Annotated in this window: 22 protein-coding genes and 4 pseudogenes; 11 read left to right on the top strand and 15 right to left on the bottom strand. The window is 62.2% G+C overall.

The annotated features are described in order from the left end of the window. From ACYQ8K_RS19765 to ACYQ8K_RS19755, 3 genes are all read right to left on the bottom strand, one after another. Positions 1-519, bottom strand: a 519-nt coding sequence (locus ACYQ8K_RS19765) for an LLM class flavin-dependent oxidoreductase (RefSeq protein ID WP_459971612.1), incomplete at its 3' end; no start/stop codon positions are given. 122 nt (positions 520-641) lie between these two features. Further along, on the bottom strand, positions 642-1,523 hold the full coding sequence (locus ACYQ8K_RS19760; RefSeq protein WP_459971604.1) for an LLM class F420-dependent oxidoreductase: 882 nt from the start codon (positions 1,521-1,523) through the stop codon (positions 642-644). A 28-nt stretch (positions 1,524-1,551) separates the two neighbouring features. Further along, positions 1,552-2,289, bottom strand: a complete 738-nt coding sequence (locus ACYQ8K_RS19755) for an SDR family NAD(P)-dependent oxidoreductase (protein WP_459971602.1) — start codon at positions 2,287-2,289, stop codon at positions 1,552-1,554. Between the two features lie 22 nt (positions 2,290-2,311). Between ACYQ8K_RS19755 and ACYQ8K_RS19750 the strand changes: the two genes are divergently transcribed. The 5 genes from ACYQ8K_RS19750 (at position 2,312) to ACYQ8K_RS19730 (ending at position 8,016) form a co-directional block, all read left to right on the top strand. After that, the gene (locus ACYQ8K_RS19750) at positions 2,312-3,748 is read left to right on the top strand and encodes an acyl-CoA dehydrogenase family protein (protein WP_459971600.1); all 1,437 of its coding nucleotides are present in this window, start codon (positions 2,312-2,314) and stop codon (positions 3,746-3,748) included. Next, entirely contained in the window at positions 3,745-4,935 is a 1,191-nt protein-coding gene (locus ACYQ8K_RS19745; RefSeq protein WP_459971599.1) for an acetyl-CoA hydrolase/transferase C-terminal domain-containing protein, read from the top strand. The genes ACYQ8K_RS19750 and ACYQ8K_RS19745 overlap by 4 nt, the downstream gene beginning before the upstream one ends. A gap of 10 nt (positions 4,936-4,945) precedes the next feature. Continuing rightward, the gene (locus tag ACYQ8K_RS19740; RefSeq protein ID WP_459971597.1) at positions 4,946-5,857 is read left to right on the top strand and encodes an SDR family NAD(P)-dependent oxidoreductase; all 912 of its coding nucleotides are present in this window, start codon (positions 4,946-4,948) and stop codon (positions 5,855-5,857) included. 385 nt (positions 5,858-6,242) lie between these two features. Further along, positions 6,243-7,040: a DUF2889 domain-containing protein gene (locus ACYQ8K_RS19735; protein WP_459971595.1), complete on the top strand. Its 798-nt coding sequence runs from the start codon at positions 6,243-6,245 to the stop codon at positions 7,038-7,040. 22 nt (positions 7,041-7,062) lie between these two features. Beyond that, on the top strand, positions 7,063-8,016 hold the full coding sequence (locus ACYQ8K_RS19730) for an alpha/beta hydrolase (protein ID WP_459971593.1): 954 nt from the start codon (positions 7,063-7,065) through the stop codon (positions 8,014-8,016). Between the two features lie 29 nt (positions 8,017-8,045). Here the strand turns inward: ACYQ8K_RS19730 and ACYQ8K_RS19725 are convergent. From ACYQ8K_RS19725 to ACYQ8K_RS19715, 3 pseudogenes are all read right to left on the bottom strand, one after another. Beyond that, positions 8,046-8,252, bottom strand: a pseudogene (locus tag ACYQ8K_RS19725) (PaaI family thioesterase); the annotation flags it as partial. Positions 8,253-8,372: 120 nt separating this feature from the next. Next, a pseudogene (locus tag ACYQ8K_RS19720) lies at positions 8,373-8,870 on the bottom strand (acyl-CoA dehydrogenase family protein); the annotation flags it as partial. 60 nt (positions 8,871-8,930) lie between these two features. Further along, a pseudogene (locus ACYQ8K_RS19715) lies at positions 8,931-9,587 on the bottom strand (acyl-CoA dehydrogenase family protein); the annotation flags it as partial. A gap of 81 nt (positions 9,588-9,668) precedes the next feature. Here ACYQ8K_RS19715 and ACYQ8K_RS19710 point away from each other — a divergent pair. Together ACYQ8K_RS19710 and ACYQ8K_RS19705 are read left to right on the top strand one after the other, a co-directional pair. Then, entirely contained in the window at positions 9,669-10,763 is a 1,095-nt protein-coding gene (locus ACYQ8K_RS19710) for an acyl-CoA dehydrogenase family protein (protein ID WP_459971591.1), read from the top strand. A gap of 73 nt (positions 10,764-10,836) precedes the next feature. Further along, complete coding sequence (locus ACYQ8K_RS19705) at positions 10,837-11,682, top strand: mycofactocin-coupled SDR family oxidoreductase (RefSeq protein WP_459971589.1); 846 nt, start codon at positions 10,837-10,839, stop codon at positions 11,680-11,682. A 133-nt stretch (positions 11,683-11,815) separates the two neighbouring features. On the opposite strand, the gene ACYQ8K_RS19700 is transcribed toward ACYQ8K_RS19705, so the two are convergent. Next, the gene (locus ACYQ8K_RS19700) at positions 11,816-12,382 is read right to left on the bottom strand and encodes an isochorismatase family protein (RefSeq protein ID WP_459971610.1); all 567 of its coding nucleotides are present in this window, start codon (positions 12,380-12,382) and stop codon (positions 11,816-11,818) included. A 201-nt stretch (positions 12,383-12,583) separates the two neighbouring features. Between ACYQ8K_RS19700 and ACYQ8K_RS19695 the strand changes: the two genes are divergently transcribed. From ACYQ8K_RS19695 to ACYQ8K_RS19685, 3 genes are all read left to right on the top strand, one after another. Further along, on the top strand, positions 12,584-13,363 hold the full coding sequence (locus ACYQ8K_RS19695; RefSeq protein WP_459971587.1) for an enoyl-CoA hydratase/isomerase family protein: 780 nt from the start codon (positions 12,584-12,586) through the stop codon (positions 13,361-13,363). A gap of 89 nt (positions 13,364-13,452) precedes the next feature. Further along, complete coding sequence (locus tag ACYQ8K_RS19690; protein ID WP_459971585.1) at positions 13,453-14,259, top strand: enoyl-CoA hydratase-related protein; 807 nt, start codon at positions 13,453-13,455, stop codon at positions 14,257-14,259. Beyond that, positions 14,256-15,140, top strand: a complete 885-nt coding sequence (locus tag ACYQ8K_RS19685) for an enoyl-CoA hydratase-related protein (RefSeq protein ID WP_459971583.1) — start codon at positions 14,256-14,258, stop codon at positions 15,138-15,140. The genes ACYQ8K_RS19690 and ACYQ8K_RS19685 overlap by 4 nt, the downstream gene beginning before the upstream one ends. 1 nt (position 15,141) lies before the next feature. On the opposite strand, the gene ACYQ8K_RS19680 is transcribed toward ACYQ8K_RS19685, so the two are convergent. The 5 genes from ACYQ8K_RS19680 to ACYQ8K_RS19660 form a co-directional block, all read right to left on the bottom strand. Beyond that, entirely contained in the window at positions 15,142-15,531 is a 390-nt protein-coding gene (locus tag ACYQ8K_RS19680; protein ID WP_459971581.1) for an SDR family NAD(P)-dependent oxidoreductase, read from the bottom strand. A gap of 142 nt (positions 15,532-15,673) precedes the next feature. Then, positions 15,674-15,967, bottom strand: a complete 294-nt coding sequence (locus ACYQ8K_RS19675) for an SDR family NAD(P)-dependent oxidoreductase (RefSeq protein ID WP_459971580.1) — start codon at positions 15,965-15,967, stop codon at positions 15,674-15,676. Between the two features lie 72 nt (positions 15,968-16,039). After that, positions 16,040-16,477: a transposase gene (locus ACYQ8K_RS19670; RefSeq protein WP_459971608.1), complete on the bottom strand. Its 438-nt coding sequence runs from the start codon at positions 16,475-16,477 to the stop codon at positions 16,040-16,042. 12 nt (positions 16,478-16,489) lie between these two features. Then, positions 16,490-17,209: an IS3 family transposase gene (locus ACYQ8K_RS19665; protein ID WP_459971578.1), complete on the bottom strand. Its 720-nt coding sequence runs from the start codon at positions 17,207-17,209 to the stop codon at positions 16,490-16,492. Between the two features lie 549 nt (positions 17,210-17,758). Next, the gene (locus ACYQ8K_RS19660) at positions 17,759-18,691 is read right to left on the bottom strand and encodes an LLM class F420-dependent oxidoreductase (RefSeq protein ID WP_459971576.1); all 933 of its coding nucleotides are present in this window, start codon (positions 18,689-18,691) and stop codon (positions 17,759-17,761) included. Between the two features lie 425 nt (positions 18,692-19,116). On the opposite strand from ACYQ8K_RS19660, the gene ACYQ8K_RS19655 reads away from it, so the two are divergent. Beyond that, positions 19,117-19,554, top strand: a complete 438-nt coding sequence (locus tag ACYQ8K_RS19655) for an SDR family NAD(P)-dependent oxidoreductase (RefSeq protein ID WP_459971574.1) — start codon at positions 19,117-19,119, stop codon at positions 19,552-19,554. Here the strand turns inward: ACYQ8K_RS19655 and ACYQ8K_RS19650 are convergent. From ACYQ8K_RS19650 to ACYQ8K_RS19640, 3 genes and pseudogenes are all read right to left on the bottom strand, one after another. Then, positions 19,534-20,193: a hotdog domain-containing protein gene (locus ACYQ8K_RS19650; RefSeq protein WP_459971572.1), complete on the bottom strand. Its 660-nt coding sequence runs from the start codon at positions 20,191-20,193 to the stop codon at positions 19,534-19,536. The two genes, ACYQ8K_RS19655 and ACYQ8K_RS19650, sit on opposite strands and share 21 nt — an antisense overlap. Further along, a complete protein-coding gene (locus ACYQ8K_RS19645; RefSeq protein WP_459971570.1) occupies positions 20,190-21,137 on the bottom strand; it encodes a VOC family protein in 948 nt (315 codons plus the stop codon). Before ACYQ8K_RS19645 ends, ACYQ8K_RS19650 begins: the two co-directional genes overlap by 4 nt. A 2-nt stretch (positions 21,138-21,139) precedes the next feature. Beyond that, positions 21,140-21,472, bottom strand: a pseudogene (locus ACYQ8K_RS19640) (CoA transferase); the annotation flags it as partial. Between the last annotated feature and the right edge of the window lie 104 nt (positions 21,473-21,576).

Below are 21,576 nucleotides of genomic sequence, written 5' to 3'. Positions count from 1 at the left end.
GGGTTTTTGGGTGGGCGAGTCGATGTTCATTTCGCCGGTGGCGGCGAAGCCGGTTCCGGTGATCGGCTGGTCCGGGTGCATCCAAATATGGCGCAGCGCGGCCAGGTATTCGTCGAAGATCTCCACTCTATTGTCGAAATCTGCTCCGAGGGCGGCAAATTCGGATCGAAGGTAGCCAGCGCCCACGCCCGCGATCAACCGGCCGCCCGAGACGATGTCAAGTGAAGTCAGGGTCTTCGCGGCCAGATAGGGGTTCCTGAAAGGCAACACGTAGAGGTGTGTCATCAATCGGATGGTGGTTGTCGCAGCGGCGAAGAAAGCCAGCGCGATGGCGGGTTCGAAGGCGTCGTGGCCGCCCGCGCGACGCCACTTCGCCGATGGCGCCGGATGATCAGCGAGTGCTAAAGCTTCAAAGCCGAGCGCTTCGGCTCGGCGGGCAATCGATCCCATGGCTGCCGGATCGCGGAATTCAGCAGTGGCCGTCGGAACGTCGCTGGGGTATTCGAGAGTGAATCTCATGGTCAAGGTGAAACTGCTCCTTCGTGGTTGAGGTGTGGCGGCTGGCTAGGGGGTTGTTCGGTGTTGCTGCGCTGCAGTGACTTTGACTACTGACGCGCGATGTTCAACGCCGCGGTGTGTCATCACAGGTCGGCGGTCGGCCGCACCAGCTCATCGCCGAGTCGGGCGACTTCATCGTGCATGTCAGCGATCGAGCGGGCCCGGATCGCGACCGTCAGCCGGTGAATGCCGAAGTGTACGAACCGCTTTGCCTCGTCGAGGGAGCGCGCTCCTCCGGAGGTGAATTCCATTTTCGCCGGGTCCCTGCCGACGGAAAGCATTTCGCGGCGGACCCGGTTCAGCAGTCGGGGTAGCTCAACCGCCGGATCCTGGCCCGGAAACACGAACGGGAAGTAGCCATCGCCATGGGTGGCGGCCCGCCGGACCGCGGCGTTGGACGCCCCCCCGATGAGCATAGGAATCGACCGGCGCACGGGCCAGGGCCGACACTCCACCTGATCAAATCTCACGTGTTGACCGTTAAGGGACGCGATGTCGTCGCGCCATAAGGTGCGCATGGCGTCGAAGTATTCGTCCATGCGCTGCCCGCGATTGCTGAAGTAGGCCCCCACGGCTTGATACTCCTCGGGCAGTTCCCCCACGCCGAACCCGAGCAGGAGGCGTCCGCCACATAAGTGGTCGAGCATGGCGGCTGCCTTGGCGAGCATCACGGGTTGATGTTCGGGTAGCACCAAAACCCCAGTGCCGAAACGGATTTGTTGGGTCGGCGCCGCGGCGAAAGCAAACCATATCAGCGGGTCGGGTATGCCGCCCCGTTGACCCAACCGTTCCATTTTTCCGTCGGAGGACCCTCGGTAGGGCGTCGCGTTGGCGTCCTTGGACATGATGGCGCGCTCTGGGGCCCACAACGACTCGCATTCGACCTGCTCGGCCCGTTGCGTAAGGGCGATCGTGGCGTCGGGATCGGGAAACCCCCTGCTGGAGAACATGATGCCCCACTTCACGAACGTGCCCCTATCGTCAGCACGGCTATCACCGGAGATCGGTGTAGCCGCCGTCAACCATCAACGTGGTCCCGGTGATGTAACTGCCCTCTTCTGAGGCAAGGAATGCCACGACGGCCCCCCACGTCCTTCTCCGGATACCTAGACGCCGCAACGGAATTTCTGAAATCAGGTCGCTATGACAGCTCAATCCGAATTTGGTCTCAAAGAATTCAAGACCGGGTGTGGCCGCGAACGGGCACAGCGACACTGCGCGAATCCCGTGGGGACCCCACTCGGCTGCCGTGGTCCACCTGAGAGTGCACACCGCCTCCTTGGCCATCGCGTATGCGGCCATTCCCGCCGGCGCCGCGATGCCGACGCCCGAAGCGATGTTGACGATCAACCCGCGCGTCTGGCGCAACGGCTGATACGCCGACTGCATGAGCGACATGGCGCCCCGTGGCCCGGTGCACCATGACTCATCGACGTCCTGCGGTGTGAGTTTGTGCAACGCGGCATAATTGACAGACTGGGCGCAGTGGACCAGGATGCCGATTCGCCCCCATCGGTCGAGGACGGCCGTCACAGCGCCCGTCATCTCCTCGGCGCTGCTGAGGTCGCAACCGAGGGCAATCGCCGCGCCGCCACGCTCCTGAACGTCGTGCGCAGTTTCCTCGCACTGGGTCAGCGTGCGGCCCAACACCGCGGCGGCGATCCCTCGGCTGGCCAGTGCTAGGGCGATGCCACTTTCCAGGCCGCTGCCACCGCCCGTGATCAGCGCCATACGACCTTCCAAGATCGCCTCCATGGCCGGACCCGTCACCACGGATCATTTGACGTCCGAGAATTCATCGGTCGAACGCGGGCAAGACTTCCAGACGCGTGCGGACGCCGCAGCCTGCTTGCCCACCGACCGCACCTCCGACTACACTACCTTCGAAATAACTAAATGTTTTTCTGTTTTTGTTATCGGTACGTCAGGAGGCGCCAGTGTTGTTCCCGCCCACGTTGTCGGCGAGTCCGATACGGCGCCGGCCAGGCCATCGTGGAGCGATGCCGTGACCACCACTGCGCATGCTGCTAGCGGCACTGACATCTCAGCGCAGACCGAGATAACCGCCGCGCACCGGTCTGCGATCCGTACCTTTTTGGAATCCGCGCCGAAACCGCAAGGCCTACGCAACTATGGGCCCACTCCTACCGCGCAGGATATCGACGCCGGCCGGGCCTGGCACAAGTATCTAGCCGAACACGGGTACGTCTGCCTGCACTGGCCGGTCGCCTACGGCGGCGCCAACGCCTCTGTTGCCTTCCAGGCCATGTTCGCTGAGGAATGTGCTCGCGCGGGGGTACCCCGCCAGGTCGCCATCACCGGAATCGACCTGGTCGGCCCGGTGCTGATCAAATTTGGCTCCCAACAGCAGAAGTCCCGATACCTCGAACCCATCCGGCTCGGTGACCATGTCTGGACACAGCTCTTCTCCGAGCCGGGTGCCGGATCAGATCTGGCAGGGGTGCGCACCAAGGCACAGAAGACATCCACGGGTTGGCGGGTCGACGGGCAGAAGGTGTGGAGTTCGGCTGCGAACTCCGCTCAATTCGGCCTGCTATTGGCTCGTACCGGCTCAGAACCACACCGCGGGCTGAGCATGTTCATCGTTCCAATGGACACCGCCGGTGTCTTGGTGCGGCCCCTGCGGCAGATGGACGGCGAAAGCAAATTCAACGAGGTGTTCTTGGACGGCGTTGAACTCGACGACGACGCCTTGATCGGCGAAGCGGGCCAAGGATGGACGATCGCCATGGTCACGCTCGGCAGGGAACGCCTCACCCTGGGCTCGCAAGCCGTCGGGATGTTTAAGCTCCTCGACCGGATGACGCAGGCCGCATGCGATCGAGATCAGCTCGACCTTGTATTGACTCGTTCGATTACCAGACTCTGGGCGCGGATGTGGTTGCTGCGCTACACCTGGCAGCGTGCCATTAACGACGGCGACGCCGATTCATCGGCGTTCTCGGTGCTCAAGTTGATGACGTCGGAGACCGATCGCGACCTGGGCGACCTGGCTACCGAGGTCCTCGGAACTGATGCGTGCATCGACCCGTCTGAGCGGTCCGATGACGCGGAATTGGTGCGCGCGATGCTGGTGGGACGCGCCCAGACCATCTTGGGGGGCACCAGTGAGATCCAGCGCAATATTCTCGGCGAAAGGGTGCTGGGCCTGCCCAAAGAGCCACGATGACAACTGATCTCATGCAGTCCGAGGTCTTTGGTGCCTTACGCGATCACGTGCGCCCAGGCATGACGATCGCTGTTGGCGACGGTATCGGGGCGCCGCACAGAACCGCCGAGGGCACCTCGGTGGGCGCCGCCCTAAGTGCGCTCGCCCGCGATATCGGCGGCATTCGACTCGTCTTAGGGTGGCTACCCTCGTCCCTTGACGGGTTGAGTGCAGACGCCTTCGCCGACGTGGTCGCGCTGATGCCGGGTTGGGGGGTCAGAGATGTTCTCGGCTCGCCCACGGCCCGTTTTGTTCCCACTCGACTCAGCTCGATTGGCGCGCTGTTGCGCAGCGCACTACGCCCCGACGCGCTCGTCACTCGATTGGTGCATCGCCGGGATGAATTCCACTTCAGCACCGAGGTGTCCTGGCAGCGAGAACTCGTCGACGACGGCGTCGGGGTATTGGCGATCGTCGACGAACGGGCCCCACTGGTCGATGCGGGTCCTGCACTGCCCGCCGCCGCGGTCAATGTCATCGCCCGGACGTGTGAGGGACCACGAGAGCTGCCAAGCGCGACGCCCGACCCGATCACCGAGGCGCTGGCCGACGCGGTGCTGCGGTTTGTCCCCGAGGGTGCGCGAATTCAGTATGGGCCCGGCAAGCTTGGTACCGCGCTGCTGGGACGCACGCAGCAAGCGTTGCGCATCGACACGGGGCTGTTGACCGACGCGGTGGTAGATCTCGATCGGCGCGGCCTGCTGATCGATGAGCCAAGCGCGACATATCTTCTCGGTACCAACGAGCTCTACGACTGGGCAGATGGCAGACCGATCTTGCGCGGCATCGATTACACCCATGATCTGACACGACTGTCGCGTGGTTCGCCGCTGATCGCGATCAACACGGCGCTAGAAATCGATCCTGTCGGGCAGATCAACGTCGAGGGCATCGGCGAGAAGGTCATCGGCGGTATCGGCGGACATCCCGACTACTGTGTGGCGGCCAGCCAAAGTCGTAGCGGCTTGTCCATTATCGCTGTGCCCTCGAAAGTCAACGGGCACTCGCCTTTTGTCGCGCAGTTGAGCAGGCCGGTATCCACGCCGGCATATGACGTCGACCTGATCGTCACCGAGGAAGGCCACGCGGATCTGCGGGGCACCGACTGGGCCACGCGCAGACGGCGCCTCAGCGCGTTATTCGAATGAAGGAGGAACATTGACGAGAACACTTTCGGGACGCGTCGTGCTGGTGACCGGGGGTGGGCGCGGTATCGGACGGGCTCATTGCCTGGCTTTGGCGGCGCACGGCGCTGCCGTCGTGGTCAACGACCCGGGAGTCAGCAGCGACGGCAATACCGCTGACGGCGCAGGACCCGCAGCAGGCGTGGTCGCCGAGATCGAGGCTGCCGGCGGAAAGGCCGTGGCTCACACCGGTTCGGTGTCGGCGTGGGCGGATGTCGCGGACATGATCGAGGTCGCGGTCTCGACCTTCGGCACCCTTACCGGCGTGGTGAACAACGCCGGCATCGTGCGCGACGCGACAGTGGTCAACGCGACGGAGGCCGATTGGGATGCTGTGATGGCGGTGCATCTGAAGGGCACGTTCGCCGTGACACGACATGCGTGTGACTACTGGCGCGCACAGTCCAAGGCGAGTCAGCAGATTGATGCGCGCATCGTCAACACGGTGTCCGGCGCTGGGCTGTGGGGCAACGTCGGGCAGAGCGCGTACGGCGCCGCCAAGGCGGCTATTGCGAATCTCACCGTCGTCACGGCCATGGAGGCGCGCCGTTACGGCGTTGCCGTCAATGCCATCTCACCGCTCGCGGTGACCAGAATCAGCGAAGGATTCTTCAGCGGCGTCAAGGCCAACGACCCCGCACTGGACCCAGCGCGCAGCTCAGAGGTGGTGGCCTGGTTGCAAGGACCCGAGTCAGCCTGGCTGAGCGGCCAGATCCTGCGCATCAACGGCCACAAGCTCAGTCGCATCGAAGGTTTCACGGAGGCAGCGGGACGCTATGCCGCCAAGGATGGGGCGTCGCTGGCATTCGACGAGGTCGGCCAGGCCGTGAGCTGGCTGTACGGTACTTCGCCGCGCGGGCTCGTCGGGCCGTTGCCAGCCCAGTAGCGCGGGTTCTTGACTCCTCAAACGCGCTGGTCGTAGCCTTCGAAAACCGGGTTTTCATTGCGATGGTAATGACGTGGGATGGACGGAATTTGCACCAGTCAGCTCTGCGCACCGCGATGGCGCGCCGGATCGGCAGCACTCGAGACCTTATTCCACGATGAATGACATCGATTTGGGCACACCGGGCTTCGGATTGCATCCGCTGCACGGCGTTCATGAACCCACCCGGAGCACGCCGCCACGACGGCCCAATTCGCTGCGGCGCACCACGTCAGTGGATATGACCCGAAGCCCAGGGACGCTGGACCCCGTTCGACTGGCCGGCCGGGGCCGCGACCTAAGAACCTTTCAGAACGGGCGCGCGAGGGTCGTCGGGCGCGCCGAGATGGTGGCGACGGCGCAAATGGTCGCGCGGGTGATCGAGAGCCTGGATGTTCAGCCTGGCGTCGACAATCTGCGCTTAACCGGCGCTCCGGCGATGAGCGGGTTTCGCGCTGCCGTCGATCGGGCGGCTCCACAGTTGCGCCAGCGGCGGGATCTGCGTTACTCGTTGCTCGACGATGTGCCGGTGGCTCTGCTGATTTCGGGGCACGCGCTGACGGCTTCCGGGGCGTTGGGCAACGTCGAGAAATCGGGCTATTTACCGGTTGCCGACCAGTGTGCGGGATTTGTGACCGGCGGCTTGCTCATGACATCGTTCGAGGCTGGCGACCACGCGGTGGTGACCGGCCCGATTGCGCCCGAGATCGATGAATCCTCGGATTCGCTTGCCTGGCACGACATGCCGACGCTACCGGTGCACGGCATGCGCCGGCGCCGCCGGCTTGATGTCTACCCGGTCGCCAACGGTCTCGAAGTGTCGATCGATGCGATGTTTCGTGATACCTACGTGCGCGAGGACGCCTCGGAAACCGTCATCCACGAGTACACCTTGTCCGCGGCGGTGGCCGTCGATTCGGGTGTGATCCTTCGTTCGCACGCGGTGCCCCGCGTGCTGCCCTGGCAGGAGTGTCCCGGTGCCGTTGCCAGCGCAGCGCGCATCGCGGGAATGACTTTGGACGAACTGCATTTTCGGGTACGTCAAGAGTTGTCTGGAACTTCGACGTGCACCCACCTCAACGATCTGCTGCGCAGCGTCGCCGACGCCCGCGCGCTCATCGCGCTGCTGAGCCTGCCGTGCTAATCGCCAACAGAATGGAGCAGCAATGCCCGTGAACTTGACCTTTGACGTCAGCGCTGCTGTGCCAGGCGGTGAGACGCTAACGCAGACCGCGTGGGCGTTTGTGCCGGCGCGGCCGTCTGAGGCGCGGGCCGTCTTGGTCTGTTTGGCAGGCGGCTGCTATGACAAACATTATTGGCACCTGGAGGTCGAGGGCTATCCCGGCTATAGCTTTGGCGAACACCTTGCCGAGGCTGGCTATATTGTGATCGCGTTGGATCACTTGGGTATTGGTGAAAGTAGCGACCCGACCGATTCCGGCCCGATCGGTCTGGATCTTCTTGCCGAAGGCGATGCCGAAGTGGCGCGCCAGATTAGCGCGAAAGTTGCCGAGGGGAGCCTGCTGCCCGACGCGCCGCCGATGGCCTTGCCGATTGTCGGGGTGGGCCACTCCATGGGCTCGTGCCTTACCACGATGGTGCAAGCCAAGCACGGTGTGTACGACGCCGTCGTGCTTCTTGGGTACGGCGTGAACATCACCAATGTCTACGATCACGACGCCGCCGGCGACGATCTGGTAACACGTCTGCAACAGAACATCATTAACACCTGCCAGATGGCCGGTGTGAGCCCTGATGACAGCCATTTGATCGGTCCTCGGTCGGTGCTGGCCCCGATGTTTTATGCAAGTGAGGTGCCCCAGGCGGTGATGGACGCCGATGAGGCGGTCCAGAGCAGAGTGCCCGTGCGCGCCGCGGCCGAGGTCACCACGCCAGGCTTCGTCGAAAAATACACACCACAAGTTGACGTGCCGGTTCTTTTGGCTTTCGGCGCCGCCATCGACGTATCCCCCAATCCCTACGCCGAGCCGGCAAATTACACCGCTTCCACCGACGTCACGCTGCATTTGGTGGCCGGATCCGGGCACTGCCACAACTTCGCAAGTCACCGGGCTCAGCTGTGGGACCGGATCGCGGCGTGGTTGCCCGCCGTGGTGTGATCACGTTCCGACCATGCCGCCGGCCCGCTTCACGCCTGGTCTGGCCGTAGCTCGACGAAAAGCCCTTCCGCCTCGGCGCACAGCGTGTCGCCGTGGTGAAGCTCGGCCCGCAGGACCCGTTTTCGGCCTTCTTCGCTGACAAACCAGCCACGCACGTCAAGCTCGCAACCCACGGGGGTGATCGAGCAATAGTCGGTGTGCAGGTAGGCCGTCCGCGCAGCGGCACGCCCACCAGCGTTACACAGCATCCCGTCCGGAAGCCCAGCGGCCTGACGGTGCGGTCTGGCACACCAGCTGGCCGTTCGATGGCACGCGAAGTCAAGTGCCGCGGCGTTGTTTCCGATCAGGGCGGGAAGTTACCGGGGCAGACCAAGAGCACGCTCGGCGATGATGTTGCGCTGCACTTCGGAGGTGCCTGCGTAGATCGTTCCGGCGCGGGCATTTAACGACACCTGCCACCAGCTGTTCGAGGATGCTGGATCTGCACCTGGGTCGTCGGTGCGCATCGGGCGAGACGGCCCCTTCCCAGACAGTGCGAGTCCATCGAGTCCCTGAATGTCGAGTGCCAGTTGGGTCACCTCACGGTGATACTCGCTCCAGTACAATTTTGACACGGACGCTGCGTGTCCTAGCTCAATGCCGGCGAGAGTGTCGCTCAGGATGCGGTAGCCAAGGTAACGCATGGCTTCAACCCGAACGTGGCAACGGGCAAGCCGCTGCTGAATGACGGGATTCGACCAGCGACCCGTCTGACGCGCCAGCAAGACCAGACGGTCAAGTTCGGCTCGGAAATGCACTGGGTTTGTTGCCGCCTCCACCCCACGCTCGTAGGTCAACAGTGTAGTGGCGACCTGCCACCCTTGGCCTGGCTCCCCGACCACCATTTCTTGTCTTGCCCGGGCCTTTTCGAAGAACACCTCGCAGAAATCGGTTCCGCCGGTCATGTGCCGGATCGGCCGGACGGTGACACCGGGTTGATTGAGTGACACGAGCAGAAAAGACAGCCCTCGGTGTTTGGCCGCTGCCGCATCGGTGCGCGCCAGCACGAAGATGCCGGTTGCGTTGGTCGCCCCCGACGTCCACATCTTCTGTCCGTCGATGACCCAACCGCGGGCGTCGCAGCGCGCACGAGTCGCCACAGCGGCTAGGTCCGAGCCAGCACCTGGCTCGGAGAAGCCCTGACACCAACGTTGCTCCCCAGACAGCAGTCCCGGCAGCAACAGGCGCTTCTGCTGTTCCGTGCCGTAGCGTAAGAGGGTGTTGCCCAGCATGTTGAGGCCGGTTGAATCCTGGGGCTGAATGCCGTTGGGAAGACCGGCTTTTGCAAGTTCCTCCACCAGCACGACTTGGTGGAGCGCTGTCAGTCCACGGCCGCCGTACTCGACGGGCCACGCGAGGCCCAGCAGGCCTCGTCTGAACATCGTGGCGCGCCAGTCCTCAAGGAAAGCTCGAGTCTCCGCTTCACCTTCAATGCTTTTCGTTCCGAGCCAGCCCTCGGGCAACTCCTCGGCCAACACCTGCTGGACTTCACGACGAAAGGCTTCGACTTCGTCGGAATAGTCGATATCCATGATCTTTCCTTCCGCGCGGTAGCCAGCTATGCTCGGTAATACGCTAAACATTAAGCGATTTTACTGCTAAGGGTCCACGAATTGAGATTCCGGTTAGACGATGAGCACCGTGAACTAGCCAAGTCGGTCAGAGCTTTCTTTGGCGACATCGCCGACGGCGTCAGCGTGCGTCGTGACATGGAGACCAAACGCGGGTGGAACGAAGACTCTTGGCAACGGATGTGCACCGAGCTCGAACTGGTCTCGCTCGGCGTGCCCGAGCGGTATGGCGGGACAGGCTTCGGTCTTGTCGAAATGGGCGTTGTACTCGGCGAAGCCGGGCGCGCGCTCGTCTGCGCTCCCCTGCTGTCCACCACCCTCGCGGCGCAGGTCCTGTGTCAAGGTGTTGACGAGCTAGCTGCTTCGGAATTTCTACCATCGATTAGCAGCGGTGTTCGTCGCGCGACGATAGCATTCACCGATCCGACGGCCGCGACCCCAACTCGGGCCGTGGAATCCTCACAATCATGGGTACTCACAGGCACGAAAGAATGGGTCCTAGACGGGCACACGGCGGATCTGCTAGTGGTCTCTGCAGAAAGTGCAGGCGGAGTATCGCTATTTCTCGTGCACGCAGACGCGCCGGGATTGATCGCCAGACCTCAGGTCGTGATCGACCCTACTCGGAAGGTCGCCACGGTAAGTTTTGCTGAGACACCCGCGCGACTGCTCGGAACAGAGGGCGACGCCGGCGCCACACTCCGCGCGTCGCGAGATATTGCTACGGTCTTGCTGGCCGCCGAACAGGTCGGACTCGCTCGTGCTTGCCTCAACCTGGCCACTGAATATGCCTGTCAGCGTGAGCAATTCGGACGACCTATCGGCTCGTTCCAAGCGATCAAGCATGCACTAGCCACGGTCTTGATGGAGGTGGAAGTTGCTGAAGCGGCCGCGTTGTACGCAGCTTTCGCCGCTGATCATCAATTGCCAGAGTGCTCCGAATCCGCCTGTGTCGCAGCGGTCACTTGCAGCGGGGCCGCCATGCTTGCTGCGAGCACATCGATTCAGGTGCACGGAGGGATCGCAATGACCTGGGAGCATCCAGCCCACTTGTATCTCAAGCGTGCGACCACGAATTCAAAGCTGTTCGGCGACACGCAATATCAATTGGATCGATTGGCCATGACCGCGATGTAGCGAGCGCCGACGCGTTCGGCGGCGTCAAGCTCGGTAGTTAGCTCTGCGGCGGATCACGTGAAGGGAGAGTCCAGTGTCAGGTCGACTGACGGGCAAAGTCGCGTTTATCACCGGCATCGCACGCGGTCAAGGCCGTTCGCACGCAGTGGCATTGGCTGGCGAGGGCGCAAACATCATCGGCCTGGACTGCGCGGCCAATGTCGCAACCATGGGGTACGAGCAAGGCTCGAGCGAGGACTTGGCAGAAACGGTGCGGTTAGTCGAAGAGACCGGTCAGAAGGTCGTCGCGCATCAAGCGGATGTGCGCAACCGCCAGGCCGTCGCAGACACCCTGGCCGATGGCGTCGACACGCTCGGGCGCCTCGACATCGTCGTGGCCAGCGCCGGAATCTCCCCACCGGCGCGGCGACTTTGGGAGATCCCCAGCGAGCAGTGGAACGACGTCATCGGAGTCAACCTCACCGGAGTGTTTCACACGCTGGCCGAGGCCGTGCCGCATCTGCTCGCCACCAGAGAAACCGGGTCAATCATAGTGATCAGCTCCGGCGCTGCGCTGAACAACGTTCCGAATCTCGCCGACTACGTCTCCACCAAGCACGGAGTGATCGGCATGGCCAAGTCACTGGCGAACGAGCTGGCGCACCGGCAGATCCGAGTCAACGTCATCGCACCCGGTACCGTCAACACGCCGATGGTCACCGCAAATACCCCTCAATTCAAATTGTTTCGGCCGGACCTCTCGGATCCCACCATCGACGATTGCGTCGACGGATTTCGCAAGATGATGCCAATGGGCCGGCCCTGGCTGGAAGCCGACGAGATCTCCCAGGCGGTGTTGTATCTCGCAAGTGATGACGCGCGATGGATCACAGGCGTGGTGCTTCCCGTGGATCAAGGTAACGTCAATCGGCCTTTTTGACGAGTCGGCCGCGATGGGCACGACACGAACGATCGCATGCGTGATACCAGAGCAATTCGCGCATCCAGGATGCGCAGGGCGGGCACTGGATGGCCTCGAAACGCGCACAGCAGATCAGGTCCGGTAGGCGCAGTTAGCCGATCCGACCCCACTCTGTTAAAAGCTCTTCGACGGTTGCAAGCCTTCCCAGAAACGCGATGGTGTTGTTCAATACTTCGACTCCGTATTCAGTTGGAGTGGCCCCCACAGCGTCGCGAGGCACCACCACGTTGAATCCCGCCTGACTCATGTGCCCCGCAGTAAACGGCAATGCGACGTTCAGTGAGACACCTGCGAGCACCACGGTGTGCACCCCGAGACCGCCTAGCACGGGTAGTAACTCGGTGTCCAACGTCGGATACAGACCGTGGTGTCGTGGTACCACGATGTCGTTGGCTCCAAGGAGTTCAGGTACGACCTTTGTGGCCACGTCACCGGCTCGCCATCCGCCCCCAGCATTCAACGTGCGCCACAGGCGGGCCGTTCCGATCTGATGCCCTCCGTACACACCGTCATAAGTCGCGTGAACCACCCTGACCCCTGCACCGCGGGCGCCGCAGAGTAAGGCCCGCAGCCGATCTACGAGGTGTGCGTTGTCACGTGCGAGCGCCGGCAGAATGGCCTCTTGTCCCAGTACGCCATTCTGACACTCTACGCACACCACGGCGGTGTGCTGCACATCAGTTACCACGATGCCTCCAACTCCTCGTTCGCTAGTGCGCGACCCGTGCCCGCAGTCTTGGCATGGCCATGAGCCAAATTACACTTCCGGCGCACAATGTGTTAAACATTTAACTGTACTTACCGGTTCTCGAGCGGCCGTCCAGGTTGCGCGCAGTCGAACACTTCCTCAGGAGCAGATATGTCAGGGATCAGGAGCGACTTACTGCGGTATGAACACGAAGGTCAAATCCGTATCGTGACTCTGAATGACCCCGACAAACTCAACACGATGACCGACGAGCTACACGAGGCGCTCGCCGATATCTGGGTGGAGATCCTTCGAGACTCTGAAGCACGCGCAGTAGTCTTAACTGGCGCCGGGCGAGCTTTCTGTGCGGGCGGGGATATACCGGGCTTTGTGCGCAAGGTAAACGACCCTAACGAGCGACGACGATCGATGCGCGGCGCCCGTCTCCTCGTCGATCACATTCTCGGCTGTCATCTTCCTGTCATCGCGGCGATCAATGGCCCCGCGGTCGGATTGGGTTGCAGCATCGCGGTGTCCTGCGACATCGTGCTTATCGCCGACAGCGCCTATATGGCCGATACACACGTCAACGTCGGCCTTGTCGCCGGCGATGGCGGCGTGGTGACGTGGCCCTTGATGATGAGTGTTCTCAAAGCCAAGGAATACCTGTTCACCGGCGACCGCATTACGCCTGAGGAAGCTGTTCAGCTGGGCTTGGCCAACCGGGTAGTTCCTGCGGACACCCTGCTAGATGAGGCGCTCGCTCTCGCGCGCCGCCTCGCCGAACAACCTCCCCAGGCGCTGCAGGAGACTAAACGTTCGATCAACATCCACCTTCAACAAGCCGCTCTGTCGGTGCTGCCGTATGCCTTAGCAGCCGAAACGGAGTCGTTTACCACTCAAGAAATCCAAATTCGCGCCGAGGAGTTTATGGCAGCGCGGAAGAGATAGCGACTCACCACACGGCCCTGCACGAGACACAGATATATAGCTGTCTATATAAACATCATTCTTCTTGGACCCGGCGTCGGGAGATCCCAATGACATCAACTCATCGCTTTCTCAACGTAGATATAGCGGAGGGAATCGCCACCGTTACGATGAACCGACCTCCGGTGAACGCACTCAATCCGCCGATGATGCGCGAGATCGGCGAGGTTTTCACCGCTCTGGGGGCCGACACCAGCGCGTCGGTCGCCATCCTTGATTCGCGGCGATCGGACGTGTTTTGCGCAGGTGCCGATATCTCGGAATCGGAACGTCGGCATGTTCGGCGGCAGATCACCGATGACGAGACCGTCGCCGACCTGCTCGATCCCGGCGCGGTGGTTCGGCGATGCTTCGAGGCCGTGCGCGCCGGCGGGCTCCCGGTTATCGCGGCGGTCAGCGGCGCCGCAATCGGTGCGGGTGTTGCACTCATATCCTGCACCGATCTCGTTGTCGCCGGCGAGGACGCCTACGTGTCGTTGCCCGAGATCAACGTTGGGGTGGCCGGGGGCTACCGGCACCTACAGCGGCTGGTGGGACGCAGCAAAGCCCGACAAATGGCCCTGACCGGCTGCCGCGTCTCGGCGGCCGAAATGTACCGCCTTGGCGCGGTGGTCGAGGTAGTCCCCACTGCACAGGTTGCCGCGGCTGCCCGGTCGTTGGCTGTTGAAATGGCGGCTAAGAGTCCTTTGGGCCTGCGGGTGATGCGGGAATCAATCATCCGGTCCGAAGACATGCCCCTCGACGACGGGTACAGGCTCGAGCAGGACTACACCGCTAGGGCGAGCCTTCTCGCCGACTCGCAGGAAGCGCGGGCCGCCTGGCGGGAGAAGCGCGAGCCTATCTGGGCCTGGCGATGATTGGTCGCGACGCCACGGGTGACACAGCCCCTCTGATTCTTCTCGACGTCCGTGGCGGCGTCGCCGTCATCACCTTGAACCGTCCTCAGCGACACAACGGATGGACCCCGGAGCTCGAAGCGCACTACTTCGCCACTCTTGAGGATGTCGACCGTGATCCCGATGTCCGCGTTATCGTCGTCACAGGTGCCGGAACCGCATTTTGCCCCGGAGTTGATACCGGTCGCTTAGATCAAATTGCCGGGCAGCCGATGGACGTATCCGAGCGGCGATCACCGGCCACCCCGTGGGCGGTCCGTAAACCGATGATTGCGGCCATCAACGGTGCGTGCGCGGGAATGGGGCTGGTTCAAGCCTTGCTGTGTGACGTTCGATTCGCCGCACGGGGGTCGCGCTTCAGCACAGCTTTCGCTCGCCGCGGCCTGGCCGGCGAGTACGGAATCACCTGGCTGCTGCCTCGTCTCATCGGCACGGGTAATTCCGCTGATTTGCTGTTGTCTGCCCGTACGTTTGATGCTGAGGAGGCGCACCGACTCGGCGTGGTCAATTGGGTTACCGAGCCCCATGTTTTGATGGGGACCGTGCTCGCTTACGCAGCCGATATGGCGAAATCATGTTCACCAATGTCAATGGGGCTGATCCGACACCAGCTGCATCTCGATGAACAGAGCAACTTTGACGGGTCGCTGCGCCGGGCCTACCGGGCGATGAGCTTCTCCTCATCTGGGTCCGACTTTCGTGAAGGGGTCAGCAGTTTCTTGGAGAAACGCAGCCCGAATTTTCCGGGCCTGGCCGAGCGAGCGGACCCGTCAACCGTCACCGGGGCAGCGCTGCCCGAGATCGACCTCACTCCAAACGAAGTCGTCCCGACGCGCCCATAACTCACGGCACGTACCAGCCGGTGTCGGCTGCGATCTTGGCGCTATCGATCAACACGGCACTATCTGCACACAGCCACACGACGATTCCGGCGATCTCTTCAGGCAAGCTGAATCCTTCGGATGGGCCGGGCTCTTTCGAGACGGCGCAGCTCGGACGTGCTGCGATAACGACGTGCCCGTTCCATAATGCCTGCATCGACATTGCCGGAGACACTCCGTTGATGTTGCGGGTCGCGTTCTGCAGTGCTGCGGCCGTAGTCAGACCAACGACACCGTGCTTGCTCGCGGTGTAATCAAGGTCACCGGCATTGCCCTTAAAAGGCGATTCGGAGGCGACGTTGACGATCACTCCCCCACCACGGTCCAGCAGCGCTGGAATCTGGCATTTCATCGAGAGAAAAACGTGGACAGGTTATTCCGAATGATGTGGTCGCAAGACTTGAGCGGGTAACCTTCGAATCGCTTCGCCGGCACGACAATTCCCGCGTTGTTGTGAGCGAGGTCGAGCCCTCCGTAGGTACTGCACGCGACGTTCACCATCTCAGATGCACCCTCAGGATCGCCGACGTCGACATGTGCGAAGGTCGGTTGCCCGCCTTTTCTTCGATCACACCGACGGTATCCGACCCCGCTTGTGAGTCGATGTCGGCGACGACGACCGTCGCCCCGCACTGAGCGAAGCGCAACGCAGTTGACCTACCCATGCCGCAGCCGCCGCCCGTCACGAGGGCCACTTTGCCGGCCGTGTTGATTGCAACAGTGTCGACCAGAAATGTGTACTCTCTTTGCAGCGGGCTGGGGTTGCGTCCCCCACGATCCAAAGCCACTATATGTTTGGCTAGATCGCCTAACCCGAATCCGTTGATCCGCGTGATCTGGCCCCGTCGTTTTGAGCCTGGTCATGCGAGTTGAGGGAGGTTATAGGTGGTTGTCCAGAGCATCTCGAATTCTGTCGGGCTGATGTTACCGAGGTAGCTGTGCCGGCGTTCGGCGTCGTAGAAGTTGTCGATGTAATCGGCGATCCCGGCAGCCAATTCGAGTGTGGTCGCCCATCTGCGGGTGTTGAGCAGTTCGACCTGCAGGCGGCCCCAGAAAGACTCCATCGCCGCGTTGTCGTAGCAGTCGCCGACGGTTCCGAGCGATGCCAGCAGACCCCACCGACGCACACTCTCCCCGAAGCTCCACGAGGTGAACTGCGTACCGTGATCGGTGTGCAATGTTGTTGCGCCGTAACGTTTCCGGTGGAATACGGCCCTATTGACCGCGTTGTTGACTAACGCGGTATCGGCCGTGGTGAAGAACGTGCGGGCCACGGTGATCCGCGAGAAGCCGTCCAGGATGGCGCAGCATTAGACCTTGCCGTCGCGCGCGGGACGTTCAGTGATGTCGGTGCACCATAGTTCGTTGGGTCTGCTTGCCGTGAAGTGCCGGTTGACCAGGTCGGCAGGCGTCGCAACCCGAATCAGGTTCGGCGGACGCCGCCGTGGATGGGGCAAACCGTGCAGGCCGTGTTCAGCCATCATCGAGCGCACCAGTTTGAGGTTGACGTTCATCTCGTAGTCAGCCAGCAGCGCCGCTCGAATACGTTTGCCGCCGTACGTGCCGCGACAGCGTTGCTGGATCTCGGTGATGGTGTCGGCCACAATTAGTCGACGGATCTCCCGATCAGGCACCGGTCTAGTGCGGTGATACTGCAGCAATGAGCGCGCTAATCCTGTTATCCGGCAAGCTGATCGGGCTGAATGTCCTCGCGCGATCAATCCTTCAGTGATCGCGCGTCGGCGTTTTGGGGGCGCCACCGCTCGCTCGTCGAACAGCTCGCACGCGTCGCGGGTCAGCGCTAACTCTGCTTCGAGCGCGGCAATGCGTTTGTGGGCGGCCGCCAGCTCATCGGCTTCCACGCTCGGGATGCCCTCGATGACGCCGGCGTCGATCAGAGCCTGCCGCTTCCACCGAAACAGAGTGGCCTGACAGATCCCAGTCTCGGCCGAGACGAGGGCGACTGCCGCGCCGCGCCGCAGTCGTCGAATGATTTGGTGGCGAACCGTAGCCGGATACGCGCGGGGCATGTGACCTCCTGATGATCACTGTGCCCTCGACTCTCATAACCCTGGACCAACAACACGGGTACAGATCACTTGGACCAATTCCTTGGATCCGGTCCCGATTGGAGGCTGCACCCACCCGCGGGGCTCCCTTCAAGCGGACACCAAGCATCCCGCCAGGGAGGAGACATCTAACCGATATACGTAGGGCCATCGTCACGGGCGCCGCTCGCGGCATCGGAGCCGCAATAGCCGGCGACTTGCTTCAGAAGGAACCGCGTTGGCGGTCTTGGACTTAGAATGAGGCGCTACGCACGACGCTGTCGACGCAATTCGCGCCGCCGGCGGTTCTGCGAGAGGACTTGCGGGCGATGTGTCGAACGCCGATTAGGACGCGGGCGCTGATCTACCAGGATGACCGCGCCGTCGAAGGTCGCCAGCTTCGTTTCTTCAACGTCATCGACGAATTCCCGAGAAATCTGGGCCCGCCCCAAACACCTACGCCAACAACGGACAACAGCCCAGACAGCGACGCGGCATCGATGCGAGCAGTACCCACTGTGATTTACAAATTCAGCTGCAATGGGAGACGACATCATCCCCGAATTGACGCACAGTATCCTCCGCCGCGCCTGCATCATCACCGCAGACAACGACGACTATGCGATCCACGCCTAACTGTTCCAGCGCTACTACGTCGTGTTGCAGGCGACTCTTATCCCATCCTGTGCGAACGTCGAGCATCGGCCAATAGCCACTCACGACAGCCTCCACAGCGGACGCTTCGCGGCCGTAACCCATGGTGCGAGTTCGCAAATCGTCGATCCGGCGAGCCAGCCCATCCAGGTCAACGATGGTCTTTGTTCGCATCGTTTTCGCAAGATCCGAATCAGCCAGTATGCCGAACCACCCTTTGCCGTAGCGGGCAGCTCGGTCCAATCCCCACCGACCGTTGCCGTGCACCCACAAAGGAGGGCCTGGACGTTGAACAGGTGCAGGGCGTGGGTTGGTGCCATGAGTGACGAAAGTCGATCCCTCCCAACTGACGTCGCTTGCCGACCAGGCGGTTTGCATTACTGCGACTGCTTCATCGAACGCCGCACGGCGATCAGCGAAGTCAATACCAAGGGCGCGAAACTCGCCCTTCAGATATCCTGTGCCAGCCCCAACAATCAACCGACCCCCACTGAGTGCATCCAGGCTGGCGGTCTGATGTGCGGTGATGAAAGGGTTTCGGTAAGGGAGCACAAGCACGAATGTTAAGAGATGTATCGAAGTGGTAATCGCCGCGCAAAATCCGAGCGCGGAGAAGGGATCGATGCTTCCCTCTCCACCTTGCTGGGCCCACCGCCTCGGTGGTGCCGGGTGATCGGTGAACGCTAACGCGGTGAAGCCTGATTCTTCTGCAGCTCGCGCAAACCGGGCGACTGCTGTTGGGGAGACGATTTCGGCGACCCACTGAGGATCGGCACTTGCGTGCTGTACAACAAACTTCAATCGAGCCACTTTCCGATCCACACATCACGCGCAATCGCCGCTTTGGACTTTTGCTACTTCTGACGCGCATATGTCACGCGATTATCGAGTCTGCAACCACTTCCGGCGATTACGCTCATGTCATGGAATCCGTTCAGGCGCAGAACCCGCTTGTCGTGAGGCCGTTGGCGTGCTGTCGGGGGTGCACTCAAATCAGGATCGACTCGCAGCATCGGCCCATAGTCCGGCGTTCTGGTGTTCGTTACGACGTTGCACCCATAACGAGCCGCTCGACGCGGCTGTAGCGCGACTCTCGTTCACCATTCCACCTCCGTTACATTAAATCGCTATATATTTTAGCGTCAAGTGGTGAGCGTTTGCTCCAATGGCGAGCGGCCGTTGACCGTGCGGCGCGGAACGGCGCATGCGAAATCCTTGAAACGCAGGAGGGCTAAGTGGGTCTGCTCGATCGCAAGGTGGCCGTTGTTACCGGCGCCGCGCGCGGAATCGGCCGTGCAATCGCCATCGAATACGCGGCTGAGGGCGCACTGGTGGCTGTTTCGTCGCGAACAGCGTCATCCATAGCCACTGTCGTCCACCAGATTCAGGACACCGGCGGAACCGCGACCGAGATCGTGTGTGATGTCGCTGACGGGACGGCCATCCGCTCCCTGTGGAGCGCACGGTCGAGACGTTCGGAGCTACGCCGAGCCGCCAAGTTACACCGCTTGCACCGACGTCACGCTGCATTTGGTGGCCGGATCCGGGCACTGCCACAACTTCGCAAGTCACCGGGCTCAGCTGTGGGACCGGATCGCGGCGTGGTTGCCCACCGTGGTGTGATCACGTTCCGACCGTGCCGCCGGCCCGCTTCACGCCTGGTCTGGCCGTAGCTCGACGAAAAGCCCTTCCGCCTCGGCGCACAGCGTGTCGCCGTGGTGAAGCTCGGCCCGCAGGACCCGTTTTCGGCCTTCTTCGCTGACAAACCAGCCACGCACGTCAAGCTCGCAACCCACGGGGGTGATCGAGCAATAGTCGGTGTGCAGGTAAGCCGTCCGCGCAGCGGCACGCCCACCAGCGTTACACAGTAAGCCCAACACCGTATCGAAGAGCAACGGGATGGCTCCGCCGTGCACCGCGCCGCCGCCACCGAGGAAGTAGCGACCGAAAACGACTGTGCCGTACACATTGTCGCGATCGCCACCGGTGATGACTAGGTTGGGGGCCAGTGTCTGGCCTTGACCGGGCAGGTCCATGCGGCGCGCCCAGATTTGTTTCAGTTCGTCGACGGCCATCGGGTCAAGCTTGCGCGTAAACTGCGCTAGGCCGTCGGTGATCTCGATAATGGTGCCGGTGTCGGGGGCAGCTGCGGCCACCGCGTCCAGGAAGTTGCGCAAAGCGTCGATCATGGTCCCGTACTCGGCCCCGCCACCGGGATTCACCGAACCCAGATTTTCCCAGGTGCGGATTCGTGGGAAGCCGCCTCGGGGACCATTCTCGGACGTCAGGTCGCCACGATCTGGGCCGATCATCGGCTGAAGAAGCTCAAAGGGCGCTCAACGAACTCAAAGACCACGCCATCCGGTGACCGCAAGAAGGCGATGTAGAGACCGTCAATCTTGGTGCCTGGCAAGGGACACCATACCGGTTCGCCTCGCTTCTCAATATAACTTGGGACGGCATCGAGAGCTTTGGTAACGTTTTCGACCCTCAAGGCGCATCGGTAAAGTCCTTGGTGGTTGCCGCCCCAAGGGACCGGATCGGCGGGGGTCTTCGGGTGTTGCACGACCACCACGCTGAATTGATGGGCATCCTCAGCTAAGGCGAAACGTGCGACAAGACAATCCGTGGGTTCTGCGGAACCGTTCGGGCTCAACTGAGTACCGAAAACCGGTGTCGATGTTGCTGGTGTGACTTCGATAAAGCCAAGCCCATTAAGGAAGTCGGTGCTGGCACCGATGTCTATCGCGGCAATCCGGATTCCGGAGAACAATACGCCGTTGGCCGCTTCGACGCCGGGTGCCGCCTCGGTCAGCTCAATCACGGCTCCGTCGGAGTCGATGGCAAGCACGCTTGGCGCCGCCGAGATCAAACCCTGCACCCTGGGGCCCACCGTAATGCCCTCGCTGCGAAGGGATTGCGAGGTTGCCTCTAAGTCGGCCACGGTCAACAGAGTCGACCTGATCCCTGGACGCACCGGGTCGGCGCTTTCGTCGAGGCCAAGGGCGGGACTGCGATACTCGATCGCCTCGAGTGCGCACCCGGCCCGTCCGCCGCGGGCATCGTACAAAAACGATGTCTCACAGAAGGTTTCGCCCGACAGACCTAGGATGCTGCCGTCGGTGGATACTGATGGGTCGGTGCGCATGCGCACGTTGAGCCCAAGTAGTCGGCCATAAAGCCGCTCGGTCGCGTCCAGCGACGCGCAGTTGAGGTTGACGTGCAAAAACCGTCGCGCTAAATCGTCGGATGCCACCGCTAGAGCACCACCGAATTGATCTTGAATGCCATGATGTCGTCCTCGCTGTAACCGAGTTCGGCGAGCACTGCGTCGGTGTGCTCCCCGTGTCCTGGCGCGCACCCGAGCTGTAACGGCGTTTCGTCGAACTGCACCGGGCTGCCTGCGAGTGCGAATTCGTTGCCGTGGGCGTCGGTGGCGCGAGGTAGGTAGCCGTTGGCGATGACTTGCGGGTCGTCGTGCACCTCGCGCGCGGTGCGCATGACGTCCCACACCCCGTCGAAACCTGCGAATGCCTGCTCCCAGTGCGCCAACTCGTGTGCGCCGAATGTCTTGCGGAGTTCGCCAACGCAGTCGGGCCCCGGGTTGGACCGGCCCCCCCCCGGGGGGGATCGCGGGGGGGGCAGGTACTATGCAACCCCCCGCCGCCTGGACCACAAGGCCCACAAAACCACGG

The sequence above is a fragment of the Mycobacterium sp. MUNTM1 genome, assembly GCF_054660795.1.
Note: the sequence above shows the minus strand (reverse complement) of the source record. Positions and strands in the feature narration are given on the sequence as shown.

Coding starts and splice junctions, on each gene's coding strand:
- ACYQ8K_RS19695 (WP_459971587.1), top strand. CDS start 12,584: ATGTCAGGGATCAGGAGCGACTTACTGCGGTATGAACACGAAGGTCAA.
- ACYQ8K_RS19685 (WP_459971583.1), top strand. CDS start 14,256: ATGATTGGTCGCGACGCCACGGGTGACACAGCCCCTCTGATTCTTCTC.
- ACYQ8K_RS19650 (WP_459971572.1), bottom strand. CDS start 20,193: ATGATCGGCCCAGATCGTGGCGACCTGACGTCCGAGAATGGTCCCCGA.
- ACYQ8K_RS19750 (WP_459971600.1), top strand. CDS start 2,312: ATGGCCGGACCCGTCACCACGGATCATTTGACGTCCGAGAATTCATCG.
- ACYQ8K_RS19680 (WP_459971581.1), bottom strand. CDS start 15,531: ATGAAATGCCAGATTCCAGCGCTGCTGGACCGTGGTGGGGGAGTGATC.
- ACYQ8K_RS19735 (WP_459971595.1), top strand. CDS start 6,243: ATGGTGGCGACGGCGCAAATGGTCGCGCGGGTGATCGAGAGCCTGGAT.
- ACYQ8K_RS19665 (WP_459971578.1), bottom strand. CDS start 17,209: ATGCCCCGCGCGTATCCGGCTACGGTTCGCCACCAAATCATTCGACGA.
- ACYQ8K_RS19690 (WP_459971585.1), top strand. CDS start 13,453: ATGACATCAACTCATCGCTTTCTCAACGTAGATATAGCGGAGGGAATC.
- ACYQ8K_RS19755 (WP_459971602.1), bottom strand. CDS start 2,289: ATGGCGCTGATCACGGGCGGTGGCAGCGGCCTGGAAAGTGGCATCGCC.
- ACYQ8K_RS19730 (WP_459971593.1), top strand. CDS start 7,063: ATGCCCGTGAACTTGACCTTTGACGTCAGCGCTGCTGTGCCAGGCGGT.
- ACYQ8K_RS19745 (WP_459971599.1), top strand. CDS start 3,745: ATGACAACTGATCTCATGCAGTCCGAGGTCTTTGGTGCCTTACGCGAT.